Consider the following 18,859-nt stretch of genomic DNA (forward strand, 5'->3'; position numbering starts at 1 on the left):
GGCGTGCGTAGCTTCGTCATTGACTACATTCGACGCCCCGGACCGCGGCATCCATACGGGCTTATGCGTACCGGATGGTGTGATGGGGGGCCAGCGCATGATGCTGTCCGATCATACGACTCGAGACGCGGCACAACTTTTCGAACTCTTCCATCAGCCGATCATACACCGGACCTGCGCCGGACAGATCCCCGCCGCGTCCCATCTCCTCCATTTCGCCCGCCACGGCGGTGATGCCCTTTGCGGCGATTGCCGCGGCGTTGCCTTTGATGGCATGCGCGTCGGATCGGAGGCGAGCGGCGTCACCGGACCGGAGGGCGTCACGCACGCCGCCGTGGAGCGCGGTCCATTCGTCAAAGAACAAGCGCAGCAAATCTTCATAGACCTCATGCGTGTAACCGAATTCCTTCATTGCCTCCGCGATGCAAAGAACATGATCGTCGTAGCCGCCTGAATCAGCCGAATCACATGACCTCTGTGCATCAGCGGTCGCCGCAGCGGGTTTCGCCAATTCCTCAGCCATCGCGGAGATGGCGTCGAACAGAGTGGCGGCTCGAATCGGTTTGGACAGGTACTTATCCATCCCCGCTTCAAGACAGCGTTCACGATCCCCTGTCATCGCATTGGCTGTCATCGCGATGATCGGAATATGCCCACCCTCCCGCGCCTCACGCTCACGAATCTTGCGCGTCGCCGTCAGTCCATCCATCTCCGGCATCTGCATATCCATGAGCACCAGATCGAAACTTTCGCGCGCAATCGCTTCGATGCCTTCCAGACCGTTGTTCGCGATCACTACGGTGTGTCCGACGCCCGACAGCAGATCGATGACGATCTTTTGATTGATCTTGCCGTCTTCGACGAGCAGAATGCGCATCGGGCGGTGATCTTCAGTTCGCGCGACCGATTCCGCGGACCGCCGGCGAGAGGAGTGCGACCCAAGGCACTCAATCACCGATGCAAGCAGTTCGGTATGTCGAACCGGTTTGGAGAGAAGCTGCGTGATTCGTCCCTCTTTCATGCGACCGTCATCTCGCAGATTTCCGGCCGACGACAACAGGATGATCGGCAGTTCGCTGAATGAGGGTATGTGGTGAATGGACTTGGCCAACGCGATGCCATCCATGCCGGGCATCATGTAGTCGACGATGGCGATGCGCGTCGGGCGATTTTCCCGGCTGGCTTGCTCCAGATACCGCAGCGCCTCCGCCGCATCGTTGACGGCTGTGGATTTCATACCCAATTCCTGAACCATCTCGCCAAGAATGGTGCGGTTGGTGGCGTTATCTTCGACGATCAGCACTTCCACATCATTGAGCTCCGCGGGTATTCGACGCGCCAACGCGGATTCGCTCGACCGCTCGAATTCGAGCGAGAAATAGAACGTGCTCCCGTTGCCCGCCGTGCTGTGAAGCTCGAGCTTCCCGCCCATGATCGCCACGAGCTGCGACGAAATCGACAGGCCCAGCCCCGTCCCGCCGAACCGGCGCGTCGTTGAGCTATCCGCCTGGCAGAATGCATCGAAGATGTGGGCCTGGTGTTCGAGAGGAATGCCCGGTCCAGTATCAGTCACGGCGATGCGAAGGTGTGCGGCTTTCATGTCGAGCCGCTCGACGGCGATGTTCACGACAACTTCGCCAATGTCGGTAAATTTGATGGCGTTGCCCACGAGATTGGTGATGATCTGACAGAATCGACCGGGGTCGCCGATCAAACGGTCGGGAACCTCCCTGGTGATGTGATACGCAAGTTCAAGATTTTTCTGCACGGCACGAAGTGCCAGCGATTGAAGGACACTGCCGATCGTGTCGCGTAGATCAAAAGGAGCGAAGTCCAGGTCGAGCTTGCCGGCTTCAATCTTCGAGAAGTCGAGGATGTCGTTGAGCAGGCGCAATAGCGAGTCGGCGGATTGGTTGATCATGTCGACATAGCTTCGCTGCGTCTGGGCAAGATCCGTCTGTGCCAACAACTCGGTCACACCGATGATGCCGTTCATCGGCGTGCGGATTTCGTGACTCATGTTGGCGAGGAATTCGCTTTTTGCGCGATTGGCTTCCTCGGCGACTTCCTTGGCGGCGCGAAGCTCGATCTGTGAAGACTCGAGCCGGTCCCGCGCCGCTTCAAGCTCATCAACAAGCGAGGCACGTGCCTCCGCGGCCTCCTTCTCGGTATTGGCACGGATGGCCTCGAGTTCCTTGTCCTTGAACCGTTCGAGAATCCGCCGGTTCTCGTCCTGATACGCCTTGCGTCGCAACAAGGCGCGGATACGTCCGTGCAGCACCGCCCAATCCGCCGCCTTACCGACGAAGTCGTCAGCTCCGGCGCTCAACGCCCGCGTCAAATCCTCCTTTTCTTCGCTCGCCGTGAGCATCAGGATCGGGATCGAGTCGCCACGATTGGCCATCATTGTCACAATCTGCTGACAGATCGCGATCCCATCCGTCTCGGGCATCACCAGATCCAGCAGCACGCAATCGAAACTCCGGCTTTCCAGCGCTTCCAGCCCCTCCGGTCCGCTCGTGGCCGTATCCACGTGAAACCCTTCATCCTGCAGTTTGGTAGTCAGAAACTGCAGGTATGTCTGGCTGTCGTCGATCGCCAGCAGGCGAGCGGCGCGCAAGGCATCATCATTTCCCAACAGCAGCCCGTGCCGATGGGTCGATCGACTCAGTGCGGAACGTATCTTGGCGAAGAGCACCTCAGTGTCGCTGGATTTCGCGACAATATCGTCGGCGCCGGATTCGAGGCCCAGCAGTTCGACGCTGTCGGAATCTTCGCCTGTGAGAATGATGATCGGGATGCCGCGTGTGGCGATGTTCATGCGAACCGTTCTGCATAGCTCGTCGCCGCGCATTCCAGGCAGGTAATAGTCCATCAGGATGAGATCGGGCGGGGCTGTGCGGATTTCGTTCATGGCGTCCTGTGCGGTCGATGCGACGGCGACGTTCCAACCCTGGGACTTCAGTTCGTGCTCCATCCGAATCGCCTGGGAAGGCGAGTCCTCGACAAGCAGAATCTGAGGCATGGATTGCATCATGAATTCTCCACTGGTGCGGTGCCAGCCAGAACCGCCAATCTATCGGCGATCTCATGAATCGGCAGCGATTCGGCGGCCGCTCCGATGGCAATGGACTCGCCTGGCATGCCGTACACCACGGATGTTTCTTCGTCCTGCGCAATGGTGTGTCCGCCCGCCTCTCGAACGGCGAGCAACCCATCGGCTCCGTCGCGCCCCATTCCCGTGAGCACCACGCCGACGCCGCGCGGCCCATAGGCCTCTGCGATCGAACGCAGCAACACGGATCCGGATGGACGTTCATTGTGCTCGGCGGGCGCGCAGGTCAGATTCGCCCGGCGATTGACCACCGTCAGATGACGATCCTGCGGCGCGATGTAGACACAACCGCGCTCGATTCGCGCGCCGTTCAGCGCAATGTGCACCGGCATTGGGCAGATGGTTTTGAGCCATAACGCGAAACTTTCGAGGAAACTGGGTGAAATGTGTTGCACAAGCAGAATTGGAGCCGGCAGATCCGCCGGCAGGGACGACAGGATGGTCTCCAGTGCCGCAGGCCCGCCGGTCGACGCCACGATTCCGATGCCGTCCACCTGTCCCTCGGACTGACATGGAATGACCGGCGCACTGGCGCACGGTTGGATGATCCGCGCCGCTCGGCGCGGTCCATTGAATCGCTGCCGGATCACACGCACCTGGCTCATCACCACCAGCTTGTTGCATAGGCGTTCGCCGAAAATCCCACCGTCTTCCTTGGATGAGAGCGAGGGCTTTTCCATGACCGTCAACGCACCGGCCCGCAGCGCCAGAATCGACGCCGCCCCATCGGGCTCGTTCATGCCTGCCGCAACGACGATGATTGGCGTCGGGTGAGTTTCCATGATCAATCGCGTCGTTTCATAACCGTCCATCCCCGGCAGGCGGATGTCCATAGTGATGATGTCGGGTCGCACGCGAGGAAGGGTCCGCATCGCCTGCTCCGCGCTGGCGACTTGCGCCACGAGCCGCAGCCGCCGATCTCGATTGATGAGATGCGTCAGCAGTTCGCGTGCCGTGATGGAATCCTCAACGATCATCACGCGAATCGGATTGTTTGTGTGAAGATCCATGATCGGCAAATAGCAATTCGGGTTAGACAAGCTGTTGAATGGCTTCGATGAGCCGCTCGTGATCGAATCGCTTTTTGACGATGTAGGCATCGGCGCCGCAGTTCATTCCGCGCTCCTTATGTTCGTCTGATTCGAGCGACGTGACAAGAATGATCGGCATGCGTCGGTCGGTATCATTTTTCCGGATCCATGTGGTGAGATCGAACCCGTTGATCTGCGGCATTTCCACATCGCTGATCACCAGATCGATGTCGCCGCCGCGCAATACGCTGATCGCTTCAGTGCCGTTCGTCGCCAGCCGCACGCGATAACCGTACGATTCGAGAACGCTCTTCTCGAGGGTTCGCGTTGTGAACGAGTCATCGACGACAAGAATCGTTGTTGTCCGCTGCATGGCTGCTTCCGTCGATGTTTCTCGTGCGCGGAAGGAGGCGCCGACAGCCTGGTTGTCGACGAGCTGGTGTGGATTGACCACCAGCGCGATCGACTCGTCTTCGAGCAAAATGCCGCCGGTGAGCCAATCGGCGCCCGGCGGACGCCACATGATCGGCTTCACCACCGCGTCGCGCTCATTGAGCAGTTGATCCACCACGACGCCTAGTCGCTTGTCGCCAAGGCGCAGCACAACAACGGCTGCGATGTTGCCGGGGGTGTTGATCTCCGCGGACCGACCGATCAGTGTCGACAGCGCTACAATCGGTACGATCGCACCATCGACCCTCAGGCTGGGCGAACCGGCAAGTACCTCCATCCCGTCCATCGGCACACGCAAGAGCCGATCGATCGACGCCACCGGGATGCCCAGATACAGTTCGGCGCTGCGCACGAGAAGCAGACGCTGCGTGGCGATCGAGACAGGCACGGAAAGGACGAAATGCGTGCCATACGGCTCGGCGGGCTTGACGCGGACGAATCCTTGAAGTTGATCGACCGCTTCCTGCACGACGGACAACCCCATGCCGCGTCCGGACACGTCATTGACCTGTTCGCACGTGGAGAATCCGGGCGCGAAGATGAGTGGTGCAATTCGCTCGATCGTCATCGTGCCCAGCGGCTCGTCGGGCAGAAGATCCCGTGCTTTGGCGCGCTTCACGATCCGCTCGATGTCCAGTCCCTGTCCATCGTCAACGACATCAATTTCGAGGCGATTGCCTGTGGCAGTGACGCGCAGTTCGATCACGCAGGTGTCGGGTTTGCCTGCGGCGAGGCGCGCCGGTGGCGTTTCGAGCCCGTGGCTGACCGCATTGCGCAAAATGTGCATCACAGGATCCTTGAGCATCTGAAGGACGACCCTGTCCGCAAGTGATTCCATGCCCATCGACTTGAAGCGCACCTTGACGCCGTGGGCGTCGGCCAGATCGCGGACCATTTTGCCGAAGCCCCCCAGCACGCTGTCGGCATTGATCATGCGCGCTTCGCGAATGTTGCCCTGCAATTCGGACCCGATCGCCCGCAAAGACCAGCTCGATCGTTTCTGTGCGGACCGCACGGATCGGGCAAGTGAGTCCATCTGCCTGAGTTGGCTCTCCCAAAGGCGCATCTGCGCAATGAGGGGCGCGAAGGTGCGATCCGTTTCGAGACGGCGCAGCACGGCATGCCATGTGCCGCGTGTCCGTCGTGATCCACGCAGCGCCGTGGCCGCCAGTTCCCGCATTTGATCTAGGCGGTTCTCGATCTCCCGCTGACGGGAGCTCTCGCTGAGGATGTCATGCGCGGAGCGAAGCAGACGATCGAGACTGTCGGCGGAGACGCGCACCGTTGCCGCAGCATCCTCGCGCCCCGGACGCGGTCGCAGGGACGCTCCCTCCGGAGAATTCTGCGGATCGGATTCATTCGTGTCGCCGGCCTTCGGTGTGCAGTCAGCACCCGTCGCCGCCTCGACTGCCCGGCTGATCTGCTCCACTAGCGACCGGGCCAGCTCGATCGTGCTTTCCTCAAGACGTTCGACTCCGTCGCGGACCTGGGCCAGAAGCTTTTCAAGCGACTTGCTCAAGTCCGCGACATGATCGAGTTCGACGATATGCGCGGCGCCTTTAAGACTGTGTGCGGCCCGATGGCCGGCACTGACCTGTTCGGGCGTGACCGACAGGACATCGCGCTCCGCTCGCTCGGTCAACTGCCTGAGAACGGTCAGATGACCCCGCCATTCAGCTTCGAATGCCGCCCGCAATTTGACGCGAGAGTCCGTCTTGTTCACGGGCATGACGCCGGGTTTGTTCGTGGTCGCGACCTCCGCGGCCAAAAGAGACGTGATCATATTCGCGGCCGGCTCAAGCGACGGCGTGTCGCCGGCGACCAGGCAGGACATCCAATCCTCAACCTTATCAAGCGCTTCATTGATGGCGTCGATGGCGGGTCGGTCGAGCTTGCGCGTGCCATCGCGCACCTGTCCAAATACGGCCTCGATCTGATGTCCCACGCGTTCGATCGGATCGAGTCCGCACACTCGAGCGCCGCCTTTGAGACTGTGCGCCATGCGGAACGCTTCATCCAGCGCCTTGGACGCGCCGGCATTGGTCGCCAGTTCGTCCAAGGCGCCTCGGATGCCCGTCAGATGCTCGCGATGCTCGATCTGAAAGGCCTCGAGTATTTTTTCGGTGATCGAGTCCATCAGATCCGATACCTCCCGACAGCGGTCTGAAGCTGCTTGCTGAGGGCGGTGAGCGTCGCGGCGGACTTCTCGAGCTGGCTTGTGCCGACGGCGGTCTGCTCGGCGGCGACGCGGATATCCTGCATGCCTTGCGCGACCTGCTCGAAGCCGACCTGCTGCTGGCTGGTGGCGCCGAGAATCTGCTGAAATGCGACGACGCTTTGTTCAGTCGAATCCTGCATCATCGCGATCGCCCGCTCAGTGAGATCGGCCTGTCGCTTGCCGGATTCGACGCGCTTGACGGCTTCTTCGGTAAGCATGACGGAGGTGTTGATGCCCTTCTGGATGTCACTGAGGATCGAGCGGACCTGAACGGTGCACTGCTTGGCCTGATCCGCCAGGTTCTTCATCTCGCTGGCAACGACGGAGAATCGCCCGCCGTGCTCATCCGCCGAGACCGCTTCGATCCCGGCGTTAAGGGCCAGCAGATTGGCCTGCTCGGCGATATCGGAGACGGTGGCGATGATCTCGCCGACCGCCTGCGTGCTTTCGGAAAGCGTGACGATGTTTTCGGCGACTTCCTCGACCTGTCCGCGAATCGACTCCATCAACGAGACGGTGTCCTTGACGGCCCGCACGCCCTCGTCGGTCGACGAACTGGTGGCTTCGGCGGAGTTGGAGACTTCCTTGGCCTTGTCGGAAATCTGATTGCCCGACTGAGTGATCTCCTGCATCGTGGTCGAAACCTGCTGCACCGTGGCCGCCTGCTCGCGGGTGCTCGAGGCCTGCTGGCGCGTCGAAGCAAGAATTTCGTTCGCCGCCGAGTCGACGTTGTTCGTCGCCTGACGGATCTGGGTGCTCAGGTCGGTCAGCCCCATACGCATGGTGTTGAAGACAGCGGTCAGATCGCCGATCTCGTCTTCCTCCGTCGCCTTGATCGCCGCACCGGATAAATCACCGTCCGCCACTTTGCGTGCAGCCTCGGTAATTTCACGAAGGCGATTGCAGATGTTGCGTGTGATGAGGATGGCGAGAACGATCACGATGGTCATGGCGCAGCCGGTGCCTGCAATGATCAGCAGGCGTGTGCCCGCGGCGGTCGCGGCGGCTTCCTCGGCACGAACGGCTAGCAAGCTGCGCTCTGCATTACCCATGATGGCGATCTGGTCACGGATTTCATCCATTGTCTTCTTACCGACACCGGAGGCGCCCAACTCCCGCGACGCCTCGATGCCCTTGCTTTTTTGCAGTTCGATGGCGCTGGCGAACCAGGCGAGCTTCTCATTGACGTGCTGCTCCAGGACGTCCAGCCGCTGCTGCTGCTGCGGGTTGTCAGCGGTCAACTCACGGATTTGCCGGATATGCTCGATAGCGCGCGACATGCCCGCTCGATAGGGCTCGAGAAACTTGTCGTCGTCCGCCACCATGTAGCCCCGCACACCGGTTTCGCAGTCCGTCATGGCCTGAAGAAGGCCAGAGAATTGCTCAAGCACCTGATGGGTATGTGTGACCCAGTCCGATGTGTCGGTGAGCTTATTGATGCTGCGGTATGAGAGTGCCCCGATCACGATCAGGATCGCCAGGGCGATCGTAAACCCTCCGCCGATCTTGGTTCCAACGGTCCACTTCATATCTCAATCGCTCCTTTCGGTGTGAGCATCAGTCAGCAATGGCCCTTGAGGATACCTCTGTTGCGAGCGTTGCCTGATCCGCAAGTGCGGCCTGGCCGAGCCATCCCGCCAAGGCAATTTCATCAAGCACCACGACGCCGTCTTCCGTCACGCCCAGCGTCTGAAGCTTGGGCTTCGCGTGGTCGGGCATCGGGATGAGTCGGGTCGGATCGATCATTTCAAGCCGATCGTAGTTATCGATCAGCAGGCCCATCCTTCGTTCCATCGGATGTAGCAATAAAGCGCGCGAGGGGGACTCGGAGCGTGTCAGGTCCAACAGCACCGCGGCGTCGCGCATCGTCCATATCTCACCGCGGATACCCACGAGGCCTGCGAGATCGCCGGATGCGGCGGGAACGATCGTCATCACAGGAACAGACCGCGCTTCGACGACCGCCGCGGAGCTGATGGCGAACATCTGCCCGCAAACCATAAATCGAAGCATCGGTCTCGCCTGATTGGCGCGCTGCTCATCATCATCAGAACGGGCTGCCAACCGTCGGGCGCGCTCGCGGTAGACCTTGTCAAGCACCTTGCCATCCACCGTTCCGATGCGCTCGAGGTTTTCCCGGGTGGCAGCCAGACGTGCCTTGACGTCTTCCCAGTCAATACGTTCAGTGATCTCGCTCATGAGCATTGCGCCACTTCCAGTTGCTTTTCGACGAGGCCGATGAGTTCGGCCGCCGTCATGGGTTCGATTTCGAGCACGAGCTTTTCGGGCGCCAGGCCGATGGCTATGCCGATGGCGGTGTGATAGCAGCGCACGGCGGCCCGCATGTCGCCGATCGCCTGTTGGCGCAGACCCAGCAGGTAGTGTGCGGCGGCATTTTTGCGATCGAGGTAGATGGCGCGCCGCAGAGAATGTTCCGCCGCCGCTTCCTCACCGATGCCGCTGTACAGAAGCGAAGCGCTGAGATGATGGGCCGCGTTCAATCGATCCTTGTCGAGTTGGCGCTGCACCAGTTCCAAAGCCGTCCGCAGATCACCCCGTCGCGCCAGGTCGTCGGCACGGCCATGTATGCCGAAGCGCGCCTCCATGGTGCGTGCCGGAGCGACATCACGGGGAACCATCGGCTCAAGACCGGGGCGCTTCCGTATTGAAGGTGCCGTATCGGCCCGGCCGCGATGCGCCGAATCCCTCGTGCCGGCCAACCCAGCCAGCCCTGGGCGAACTGGAGGGTTGGCCGAGCACATGGGTATGGAGGGCTTGATCGTGTTGGAACGCTGGTAGAACACCGCCCCGGAGAGCGTGGTGGAGCGAAACTGTCGATACGTATCGTCATTCGGCTCCGCAGGTCCGGTGACCATCCACCCGTCCGGCACGAGAGAGGCATGAAAATTTGCGGCGCAGCAGTGAACCAGCGCTTGATTGAAGTAGATGGTGACATTGCGGCAGAGGATCAGATCAAACGTGTGCAATCCGCTCAGAAGCGATGGAAACGGATCGTGCGCGAGATTGTGATACTGAAACTGAACGCGATCACGAATCATCGGCGTCAACTCGTACCGCGAGCCGTCGATGTCGAAATAATCGCGGATCACTGAAGGTTCGACGCCACGCATCGCCCAGTCATGAAAGACGCCGCGACGTGCGTTGACAAGACAGCGCCGATTGATGTCCGTCGCGATAATCGTCACATCCCAATCCCGCAGTTCATCTTGGAAGTGACGGTCCAGAAGGATGGCGATGGAGTAAGGTTCGGCTCCGATGGAGCAGCCCGCGGACCAGATGCGAAGCGTACGGCGAACGTGATTGCGATTCATGATTTCGGGAATCACCGTCTGACGCAGCGCTTCAAAGACTTCCTGATGGCGGAAGAAGTATGTTTCGCCCACCGTCAGCTCCTGCACGAGCTGATCAAATTCGAGATCGCCATGAGCGGCACATTGAAGCGTGGCGAGATATGCTTCAACGCCCGATAGTCCCTCTGAGATGATGCGATCGTTGATCTTCGCGGCGAGTTCCTGATCCCGATCGGCGTAGTATTCCAGGCCGGAGCGTTCGAGTACGAACGCTTTGAGGTCTTGCCACATCGGGTCCGCCAATGCGCTGATGCTTTTGGCAGGGTGTGTAATCACGAGGTGGTCGCCTCCAACGCCGCGAGACGTTCCGCTTCGATACGGGCGAACTCACGGATACGCGACTGCTCCGCGTCAAGCAGCAACCGATCCAGCGAGAGGACGGCGATGATCTCTTCGCCGATTCGAATCGCATGATCCGCACAACGATTGAATGTGCTGTCCGGCTCCAGTTCGGCCCGGGCGTCGACTTCCACGGCAACAAGACGATTGATGCGATCAACGATGAGCCCGAGTGGTCGGGACTTGTCTCCGACAACAACGACGGGGGTGTACAAGCCGTCGTCACTGGCATCGAATGACAATAACGTGCGCAGGCGCAAGACTGGCACCGGCACGCCACTTAGGTTCATGAATCCGGCGAGCGCCGAAGGCGTCCGCGGAGGACGGGATAGATGAGGTAATAGGAGAAGCTCAACGACGGCCCGGCTGTTGATCGCCAACCGACGATCCGAGACATCGATCAACAACACCCGTTCTTCGTTGCGCACTTGCATCGCTCACCCGCTGGTAACAGATTCCACCGGCTCCGCGGCTCACTGCCGCCGGGAGACCATCCTTTGTGATCAATAGATCGACGTGAAACTGATCGCGCGACATACGCATTTTCACGCAGTCGTGTTGACAAGTTCCATATCGTTCTTTTGCGTAAAGGCCTCTTCAACACCGCATCGGAGCTGGCGCACGTTCAGGCCATCGGCGCGCGGCAAGGTAAGGATACCCAGAACGCGGCGCCGTGGTCTGTTGGTGATTCGAGCCAGACCTTACCGCCATGCCACTCCGCAATACGCTGCACAATCGTCAAGCCCACGCCCGAACCCTCGCGATCGTCCCCCAACTTCTTGAACAACTCGAACACCGTCTGAGCGTGCTGCGGATCAATGCCCGGACCGTAATCACGCACGCAGAAACTGACCTGGTACGCTTGCCTCTCACCCCGAATTTCAATCCGGCGGTCCGGTCCCTTGCAGCCGTACCGCAGCGCGTTACCAAGCAGATTATCGAACACCTGAAGCATCTGGCTCGGAACAGCGTCCACCGTCGGCATCGGTTCATGGATGATCACACTCGCCTGACGCCGACAAATCTCATCCTGCCGTTCACGCACAACCTGCCGCGCCGCCTCACCGAGATCAACCTGCGACCGCGCCTCTACCGGGTGACCGGCGCGGCACACCTCCAGAAGATCATCCACGTGCCGTCTCATTCGGCTCGCCGCATCCTTGACGCGTTCGACAAATTTGCCCACCAGTTCCATGTCTGTCTTTTGGAGCGCCTCACAGATGTGGGCCGTATACCCGCCGATCGTCACCAGCGGAGCTTTAAGATCGTGGGATGCGGCAAAGACGAACCGTTCCATGTCGCGCGTCCTTTGCGTCAGTTCTTCATTGATCTGACGAATCGTCAGTTCGTCCATCATTCGTTGCGTGACATCGAAAATCGTCACCAGACTGGCGGACAGTCCGTTCCAGACGATCCGCGCGACATGCACTTCACCGATACGCGTCTTGCCGTCGGGACGGACAATATCCATTTCCGTCGCGCCCGAAGCATTCAGGGCGAGGCCGAATGGATGATCATGCAACTGCTCGATCGGCCGGCCGAACAACTCCGAGGCCGCACGATTCGCGAAGCGAGTGCGGCCGTGGCAATCAACGATGAAAATGCTCGCCGGACTCAACTGCAGAATTCGGCGAAGATCGGCGGCGTCAACACTCGACCCCACGGACGGGACAGTGGCTTCGGGTGTAGACTCCAATTTCCCAGAGGGATTTTCGTCAGTCATATATTCAGCCCCCGTGCGCCAGCTGCGCGATACATGTTCCTTAGAATGCGTGTTAAGCCCATGCATGTCGCTTGACACGATCGGGCGCAACGCACCGAGCAGAGTGCCCTCTCTGCGGTTCCGGATGTGCCGTTGATCAGCACGAATCGGTCGGTTGGCGCGCCACCCATGACGATCCGTACCGGATCGCAGTTTCCGGTTCGGAGAATCTTGATCGCGGCCGCTGCTTTCCTGGTCATAGTTCATGGTCCCGTCGTTCAGATATTCGGCACCTTCGCAGAGCGCATATCTGCGCGCAGTGCACCCGGTGCCATTTCATCATCTGCGTGTCGTCGGAGTGATCCTCGATCTGAAACACCATCAATGATTTCATCAGCAATCCACACAAGGACATTTTCCGCTTGTATTTTCCTGACCAGGATTGCTTAAGATGCAACACGCCTTGACACTTCGGTGTCAATATATGACCGCTGATAACATGAGGCGACCGGATTTGGGCAGGATGAGTACAAACACTTATTTTTTCATCATCATGGTTCGGTCATAGTCAATCGCGGTGAGATGGATTACGACTGTACCCTTCGCGCTCATGCCGCGAGGTTTTCGCTTGCCTCCCAGCGCACCCAATAGGTCAGGCATTGTTCGATCATCTGACGGAACTCTCCGTAGTCGATCGGTTTGATAAGCACGCTGTTGGCATGAAGCAAACGTGCCGCGTGATGATCTTCGGGCGATTGAGATGTGCAGATCATAACGACAGGGATATCGCATAGATCGTCGTCGGTTTTGATCATTCGCAGCACTTCCAGACCGTCGTGGTGAAGCGGATCAATATTGAGCGTAACGAGTGACGGGCGCGGCGCCCGAGCGTAGCCGCCTTCATGACGCAGAAATCGGATGGCTTCACGACTGGACGACAAATGGATCGCCTCTATTGCGGCGTCATGCTGTTTCACCGCTTCAAGCAGAAAGAATGCATGATCAGGATCATCTTCAACAATAACGATCGTGGGAGACCCCGTCGGTTGCATGATACGACTCCTCACGCATGCAACAAAGAGCATTCAGGCAACACTTGTATCAAGTTGATTACACAACTGATATTTCACCGCATCGCGAACCAGATCCGCCACCGTCAACGCCTCCATCTTGTGCATGAGCCGAAGTCGATGCACCTCCACGGTGCGAACACTCAACTGGAGTTCCGCGGCGATTTGCTTGGACAATAGACCCCGTACGATATACGCCATGATCTCCCGCTCGCGCGAGGTCAGTCGCTTGTATCGTCGTTCGACCTGTTCATACTTTTTTTGGCGGTGCTCGGCCGCGAGCTTGGCTTCTATCGCCGTATGCAAGTGGGCCTTGAGGTCTTCAGGGTTGACCGGCTTCTCGAAGAAACCTGCCGCTCCACGTTCAATCGCTTCAACCGCCATCGCGACATTTGCATTAGCCGTAATGAACAGCACCGGCTTGTACCAGCCCATTTCTTCAATTCGGTGATACAGTTCGATCCCATCCATCCCGGGCATACGCACATCGAAGATCAGACACTGCACCTCCTGAGGATCCGCGTATTCCAGAAAGTCGCACGCGTTTGAGTAGGCATCAACACGGTAGCCCCATCCAACCACCATCGCCTGTAACGTCTCTCTGGATTCGCGTTCGTCATCAACAATGGCTACGGTCACGACATTGCAAGTTGTTTGTTCAGGAACTGCCATGAATACCCCTTGCTTTTGCATGCTTCATTTCCATACCTGCTACATCGACTCATTCCCGCAATACGTTGCGTTTTTTGCAATACGCACTTATGCGAATACATCTTCGATGATGCTGAGCAGTAATACTTACCGTATGGACTTGCCGGGCGACACTTGTTGTTCCATATGATCTATCGGCACGACCTGGACCACAAGTCCACTCGACAGGTGTCAGCTTTGTGGCACACTCGCAACTTTGTCTAGCGCGGCATACACCTCTGAACGGGCGGAGATGCATGCAGCCACGTGTTGAACCAATTCCGAAGATTGCGATGCGAGCGCATCGATTTCCGCCGTCAGCGCTGCGTCCTCCAACGATGCGGCACATTGTTGAATCGCGCCGGCGCACAATTGGCTCGTGCCCCCTTTGATGCGGTGTGCGATGCTCTTGATCTGTTCCCTGTCGCCTGCCGACATGGCCTCCTTCAACTTCGTCGCATCCTCCGGGATCTGTCGAAACGACTCGTCAAGGACAAGCCGTACGAGTTTCACATTTCCGCTCATGCGCTTGAGTAGTTGCCCTAGGTCAATCGGCAAGTCCTCGATGGAGATGTCCGCGTTTGCTCGTTCGGTCCGGGCTCGTTCGATCGTCATGACCAGGTCCTTTTTATCGATGGGCTTGCTCAGATAGTCGTCCATTCCCGCGGAGATGCACCGTTCGCGATCGCCTTCGATGGCATTGGCCGTTAGCGCAATGATGGTCGGATGATGATTGATCTCACCCGACAGCTCCATGGCGCGCACGCGGGCGGTGGCTTCGAAGCCATCGATCTCGGGCATCTGACAATCCATCAGCACAATGGCGAATGCAGAGGTCTTGATGGCCTCGATTGCCTTCTGACCATTCTCGACCACTGTCGGTTTGTAACCGGCCTCCCGCAGAAGTTCAGCCGTCACCAATTGATTGATCGGATTATCCTCGGCAACGAGCACCGGCAGGTCGCCTCCGACGGGCGTCGCATCCGCGTCATCAATTACCGCAAACGCGTCCGTCGATACGGCGTGGACGGATGCATTGTCTCCATAAAGCACGGAACGGATCGTGTCGAACAGGCGAGAGCTGCCGATGGGCTTATCGATGAACGCATCGGCGCCGAGGGCTCTCAGATCGCCGAGTTCCGACGGATCGCGCATCGAACACACGATCACGCGGGGCTGATGAACATGGGCGTCTGAACGGATCTCGCGAAGCAGCGTGAGGCCGTCCTCGTCGCCAAGCATCACATCGAGCAGAATCAGGTCGTAACGCGCGTTGGCTTCTTTGGAATACAAGAGCGCATCGCGAGCGCCGCAAAGCGTCGAAGCCACGAAGACGCGACACCGCCATGATTCGAGCATCGTTCGGAGCGCCGTCGCCACCGTATCGCGATCCTCAACGACCAGTACGTTCAGATCAGAGAAGGTGAGGGCGTCGCAGGGAAGACCGGCGTCGCCGTTGCGGCGCTTCATACGAATACAGAATTGGAATGTGGACCCGCGACCCGTCTCGGAATCGACATGAATCTCGCCGCCCATCATTTCAATAAGCTGTTTGCAGATGGCCAGACCCAACCCGGTTCCGCCATGCTTGCGCGCCATCGATCCGTCCACCTGCGTGAACGATCGGAAGAGCCGCTTTTGACCTTCGGGGCTGATGCCCATACCCGTATCGCGCACGCTCATATGCAGGCCCACATGATGTTTGTCCGTCAGCCTCGGCTCCAGATCGATGACGACTTCGATTTCACCCGAATCGGTGAACTTGACTGCATTGTTGACGAGGTTGATGATGATCTGACGAAGCCGCTGCTCATCGCCGCGCAAGCGCCGCGGGACATCCGGGGCAATCCGATGGATGAGTTCGATGCCTTTTTCCCGAACCTTGATTGAGAATATCGTCATGATACTCTCGAGTAATTGCGACAGATCGCAGTCATGCTCGTGAAGTTCGAGTTGCCCAGCTTCGATCTTGGAGAAATCGAGAATGTCGTTGATCAGTGTCAGTAGCGCCTGAGCCGATGTTTCCGCCGCATCGTAATAGCGTCGCTCGCGCTGATCGTAGTCGCCGCGTCGAAGCAGTTGCAGTGCCCCGAGCACACCGTTGATGGGTGTACGAATTTCGTGGCTCATATTGGCGAGGAATCGGCTCTTGGCGGCGGATGCCTCCTCGGCGGCGCGACGTGCTTCAATGAGTTCAGCCGTGTAGCATTTGCGCTCGGTGATATCCAACTCGATCGCCACGAATCCTTCGAGTTTTTCGACCTCGTCATAGACCGGCTGAATCTCAAGTGCGATCCAGTACGGCCTCCCATCCTTGCGCAAATTGCAGACTTCCGCCTGCACCGGTTCGTGCTTCTCGATCATTTCCAGAATGGCGTTGATCGTCTCTGGCTCCGTTCCCGCCGTGATGCATCGGAGCAGATGATGCGGCAACTGGCCGATGGCTTCTTCCGGCATGTAACCGGAATGGCGGGTGAAACCGGCGTTGACCCATTCGATCCGGCCCTCGGTGGAGAGCATGACCACTGCATTGTCGGTTCGGGACGCGACCAGCGACAGGCGGCGCAGTCGAGTATTCAGTTCCTCCGCCTCCACGAGTGATTCGCATAACGAATTGTTGCGTTCGGCCAGACCGCGCCGCAGCGGTTGAACCATGAACCACCACATGGCCACCCCGATCACAGCCGTCGCATAAATGGCGATGGTCAGCTCACGTATCCAACTGGGCAGATTGCTATGAAGATGGTCCTCCAGCACCAGTTGCGACAGACCGATCGCCGTTCCGACGCTCAGCACCACGGCGATCACATGCACGACGCCGATCGGTTGTCGGAAGCGCACCGTCTGGGATATCCACTGCCGCCGATGCCTGGCGAGCGCATCGAGATCGACCCGAGCGATCCGCTGCATGTATTCGAGTTGCCGGTTGATGCGCAGCGCGGAAAGCGACACGCCCAGCTCGTTGAGTCGATAGTTGAATCGCCATGTGTACACGCAGAGCAAGAGCAGCAACACGGCTTGAAGCCGATATTCCGGCTGTGCGACCATCAACAGCGACATGCCGCATCCACTCAGTGCGCAAAGCAGAAACACATACGCCAGGTCCATCATCTTCCGATTGCGGTCCTGTGGCGCTTCCGCCAGATAGTTGCGGCGCCAGAAGAGAAATATGCGAAGGCATCCGGCAAGCACGCAGATGTTCAATCCAATGATAATGGCAATCCATGTCCAGTCGCGGTTGCCGTCAGCGCCGGGTATGCTGCGCGTGTGCGGCAGATATCGACCGTAGTTCATGAAGTAGTCCCAACCGCCGCGCCATGTGCGATCTGACGCTGCTTCGCCGGCATATTGTTGCGCCGCCGTTGCCGCCGCTGAGCCGATCAGCAATGTCAATACGATGAACAGCCACGACCAGAGTCGTCGATGGCGTCCATGACGTTCAGCATGCGTTCTCGTGGATGTGGCATGAAGGTCAAGCAATGCCATTCTCCGTCGACACAGACGCCGCGATGACCATGGCGTGCGGCCCGCATGTGCTTCGACGCATGATCGAACGCGCTTGAGTGATAAACCGTACGGAGCGCACAACTACGTACACAGACTCATCGCCTCGATGACGATGGATTGGATATCGCGGGAGCCGCCACATGAGTGAGGCCGACACGTCTACCGCAAGCCGGGCGACGACCTTCAGTTTTGATGACCGGGCAAATGAATTGCGCATCGTCGTCATTGACGACGATCGCATTTCGCTCTCGGTCGTGACAGGTCAATTGCGGGAAAGCGGATTCATCAATGTCGTCGGATACACCGACCCGCTGGACGGCCTGCGGGACATCGAAGCGGATCCGCTGTGCGTCGTTCTGGTGGACCTTCTAATGCCGGACATCACGGGTCTGCAGATCATTCAACAGCTTAAGGCCAAGGAACGCACCGCATCCATTCCGGTGCTAATGCTCACCGCGTCGGGATCGCACTCCAATCGGACCAAGGCATTGCGATTGGGAGTGACGGACTTTCTAACCAAGCCGTGCGACCCCGTCGAGCTGACGGCTCGTACGCGCAATGCCGCGACCATCCGGCTGTATCATGATCGACTGGCGCGCCGCGCGCGGCGCCTCGAATCCGAAGTGCGTTCCCGGACGAAGCTGTTGACGTTGACGCGGCGGCAGGTGGTGGAATGTCTTGCCCGTGCGGGTGAATTCCGGGACAACGACACCGGCCGCCACGTACTGCGCGTGGGCCGCTACTCGACGATTATCGCCGAAGCGATGTGTTGCGATCGGAACTTTATTGAATCCATTGAATTGGCGGCGCAGCTTCATGACGTCGGCAAGATCGGTATTCCCGATGCGATTCTGCTCAAGCCGGACAAACTCACGGAAGAGGAGTTCGATTTAATGAAGCAGCATGCGGTGCGCGGGTCGCGCGTGTTCGAGCAGATGTCGCCTTCCGAAATGCAGCGTGTTCAACGTCATACGGAACTGGGGGCGGACATCATCGGCGATACAGGATTCGACCTTTTGGAATTGGCGCGTCAGATTTCTCTGACACATCACGAGCGATGGGACGGAACCGGCTATCCGCTGGGGCTGGCGGGTGAGGACATTCCGTTGGCGGGACGGATTGTCGCGGTGGCGGACGTCTTTGATGCGCTGAGCTCGCGGCGGCCGTACAAGCCGGCGATTCCGAGGGAGCATTGCTTTGAGATCATGAACGAACAACGGTATCGCCATTTCGACGGACAGGTGCTCGACGCATTTCTCGGCTGTGTTCCTCAGATCATTGAGGTGCAGATCGACCTGGCGGATCCGACTTAGATCGGCACGGCTACGCGCTATTGCGTATGGACCCGGAGATTGCGGCTACC

Annotated in this window: 12 protein-coding genes; 1 reads left to right on the forward strand and 11 read right to left on the reverse strand. The window is 58.9% G+C overall.

Annotated features, from left to right (window positions below; all coding sequences use genetic code 11):
- Window positions 1-61 precede the first annotated feature (61 nt).
- From GC162_01900 to GC162_01950, 11 genes are all read right to left on the reverse strand, one after another.
- Entirely contained in the window at window positions 62-3,037 is a 2,976-nt protein-coding gene (locus tag GC162_01900; protein MBI1367387.1) for a response regulator, read from the reverse strand.
- On the reverse strand, window positions 3,034-4,092 hold the full coding sequence (gene cheB / locus GC162_01905) for a chemotaxis-specific protein-glutamate methyltransferase CheB (GenBank protein ID MBI1367388.1): 1,059 nt from the start codon (window positions 4,090-4,092) through the stop codon (window positions 3,034-3,036). Before cheB ends, GC162_01900 begins: the two co-directional genes overlap by 4 nt.
- A 55-nt stretch (window positions 4,093-4,147) precedes the next feature.
- Window positions 4,148-6,736 (reverse strand): response regulator, encoded by a 2,589-nt coding sequence (locus tag GC162_01910; GenBank protein ID MBI1367389.1) that lies wholly within the window; start codon window positions 6,734-6,736, stop codon window positions 4,148-4,150.
- Window positions 6,736-8,346 carry a HAMP domain-containing protein gene (locus GC162_01915; protein ID MBI1367390.1) on the reverse strand — a complete coding sequence of 537 codons (1,611 nt, stop codon included), beginning with the start codon at window positions 8,344-8,346 and terminating at the stop codon, window positions 6,736-6,738. The genes GC162_01910 and GC162_01915 overlap by 1 nt, the downstream gene beginning before the upstream one ends.
- A gap of 28 nt (window positions 8,347-8,374) precedes the next feature.
- On the reverse strand, window positions 8,375-9,022 hold the full coding sequence (locus GC162_01920) for a hypothetical protein (protein ID MBI1367391.1): 648 nt from the start codon (window positions 9,020-9,022) through the stop codon (window positions 8,375-8,377).
- Entirely contained in the window at window positions 9,013-10,464 is a 1,452-nt protein-coding gene (locus tag GC162_01925; GenBank protein MBI1367392.1) for a hypothetical protein, read from the reverse strand. The genes GC162_01920 and GC162_01925 overlap by 10 nt, the downstream gene beginning before the upstream one ends.
- Window positions 10,461-10,961, reverse strand: a complete 501-nt coding sequence (locus GC162_01930) for a hypothetical protein (GenBank protein ID MBI1367393.1) — start codon at window positions 10,959-10,961, stop codon at window positions 10,461-10,463. Before GC162_01930 ends, GC162_01925 begins: the two co-directional genes overlap by 4 nt.
- Before the next feature lie 191 nt (window positions 10,962-11,152).
- The gene (locus tag GC162_01935; protein MBI1367394.1) at window positions 11,153-12,496 is read right to left on the reverse strand and encodes a PAS domain-containing protein; all 1,344 of its coding nucleotides are present in this window, start codon (window positions 12,494-12,496) and stop codon (window positions 11,153-11,155) included.
- A 341-nt stretch (window positions 12,497-12,837) separates the two neighbouring features.
- A complete protein-coding gene (locus tag GC162_01940; protein ID MBI1367395.1) occupies window positions 12,838-13,314 on the reverse strand; it encodes a response regulator in 477 nt (158 codons plus the stop codon).
- Window positions 13,315-13,992 (reverse strand): response regulator, encoded by a 678-nt coding sequence (locus tag GC162_01945; GenBank protein ID MBI1367396.1) that lies wholly within the window; start codon window positions 13,990-13,992, stop codon window positions 13,315-13,317. It abuts the gene before it with no gap.
- A 189-nt stretch (window positions 13,993-14,181) separates the two neighbouring features.
- A complete protein-coding gene (locus GC162_01950; protein ID MBI1367397.1) occupies window positions 14,182-17,475 on the reverse strand; it encodes a response regulator in 3,294 nt (1,097 codons plus the stop codon).
- 161 nt (window positions 17,476-17,636) lie between these two features.
- Here GC162_01950 and GC162_01955 point away from each other — a divergent pair, with 161 nt between their 5' ends.
- Window positions 17,637-18,809 carry a response regulator gene (locus tag GC162_01955; protein MBI1367398.1) on the forward strand — a complete coding sequence of 391 codons (1,173 nt, stop codon included), beginning with the start codon at window positions 17,637-17,639 and terminating at the stop codon, window positions 18,807-18,809.
- Window positions 18,810-18,859: the final 50 nt, after the last annotated feature.

The sequence above is a fragment of the Planctomycetota bacterium genome, assembly GCA_016125255.1.
In the GTDB taxonomy this organism is placed as follows: domain Bacteria; phylum Planctomycetota; class Phycisphaerae; order Phycisphaerales; family Zrk34; genus RI-421.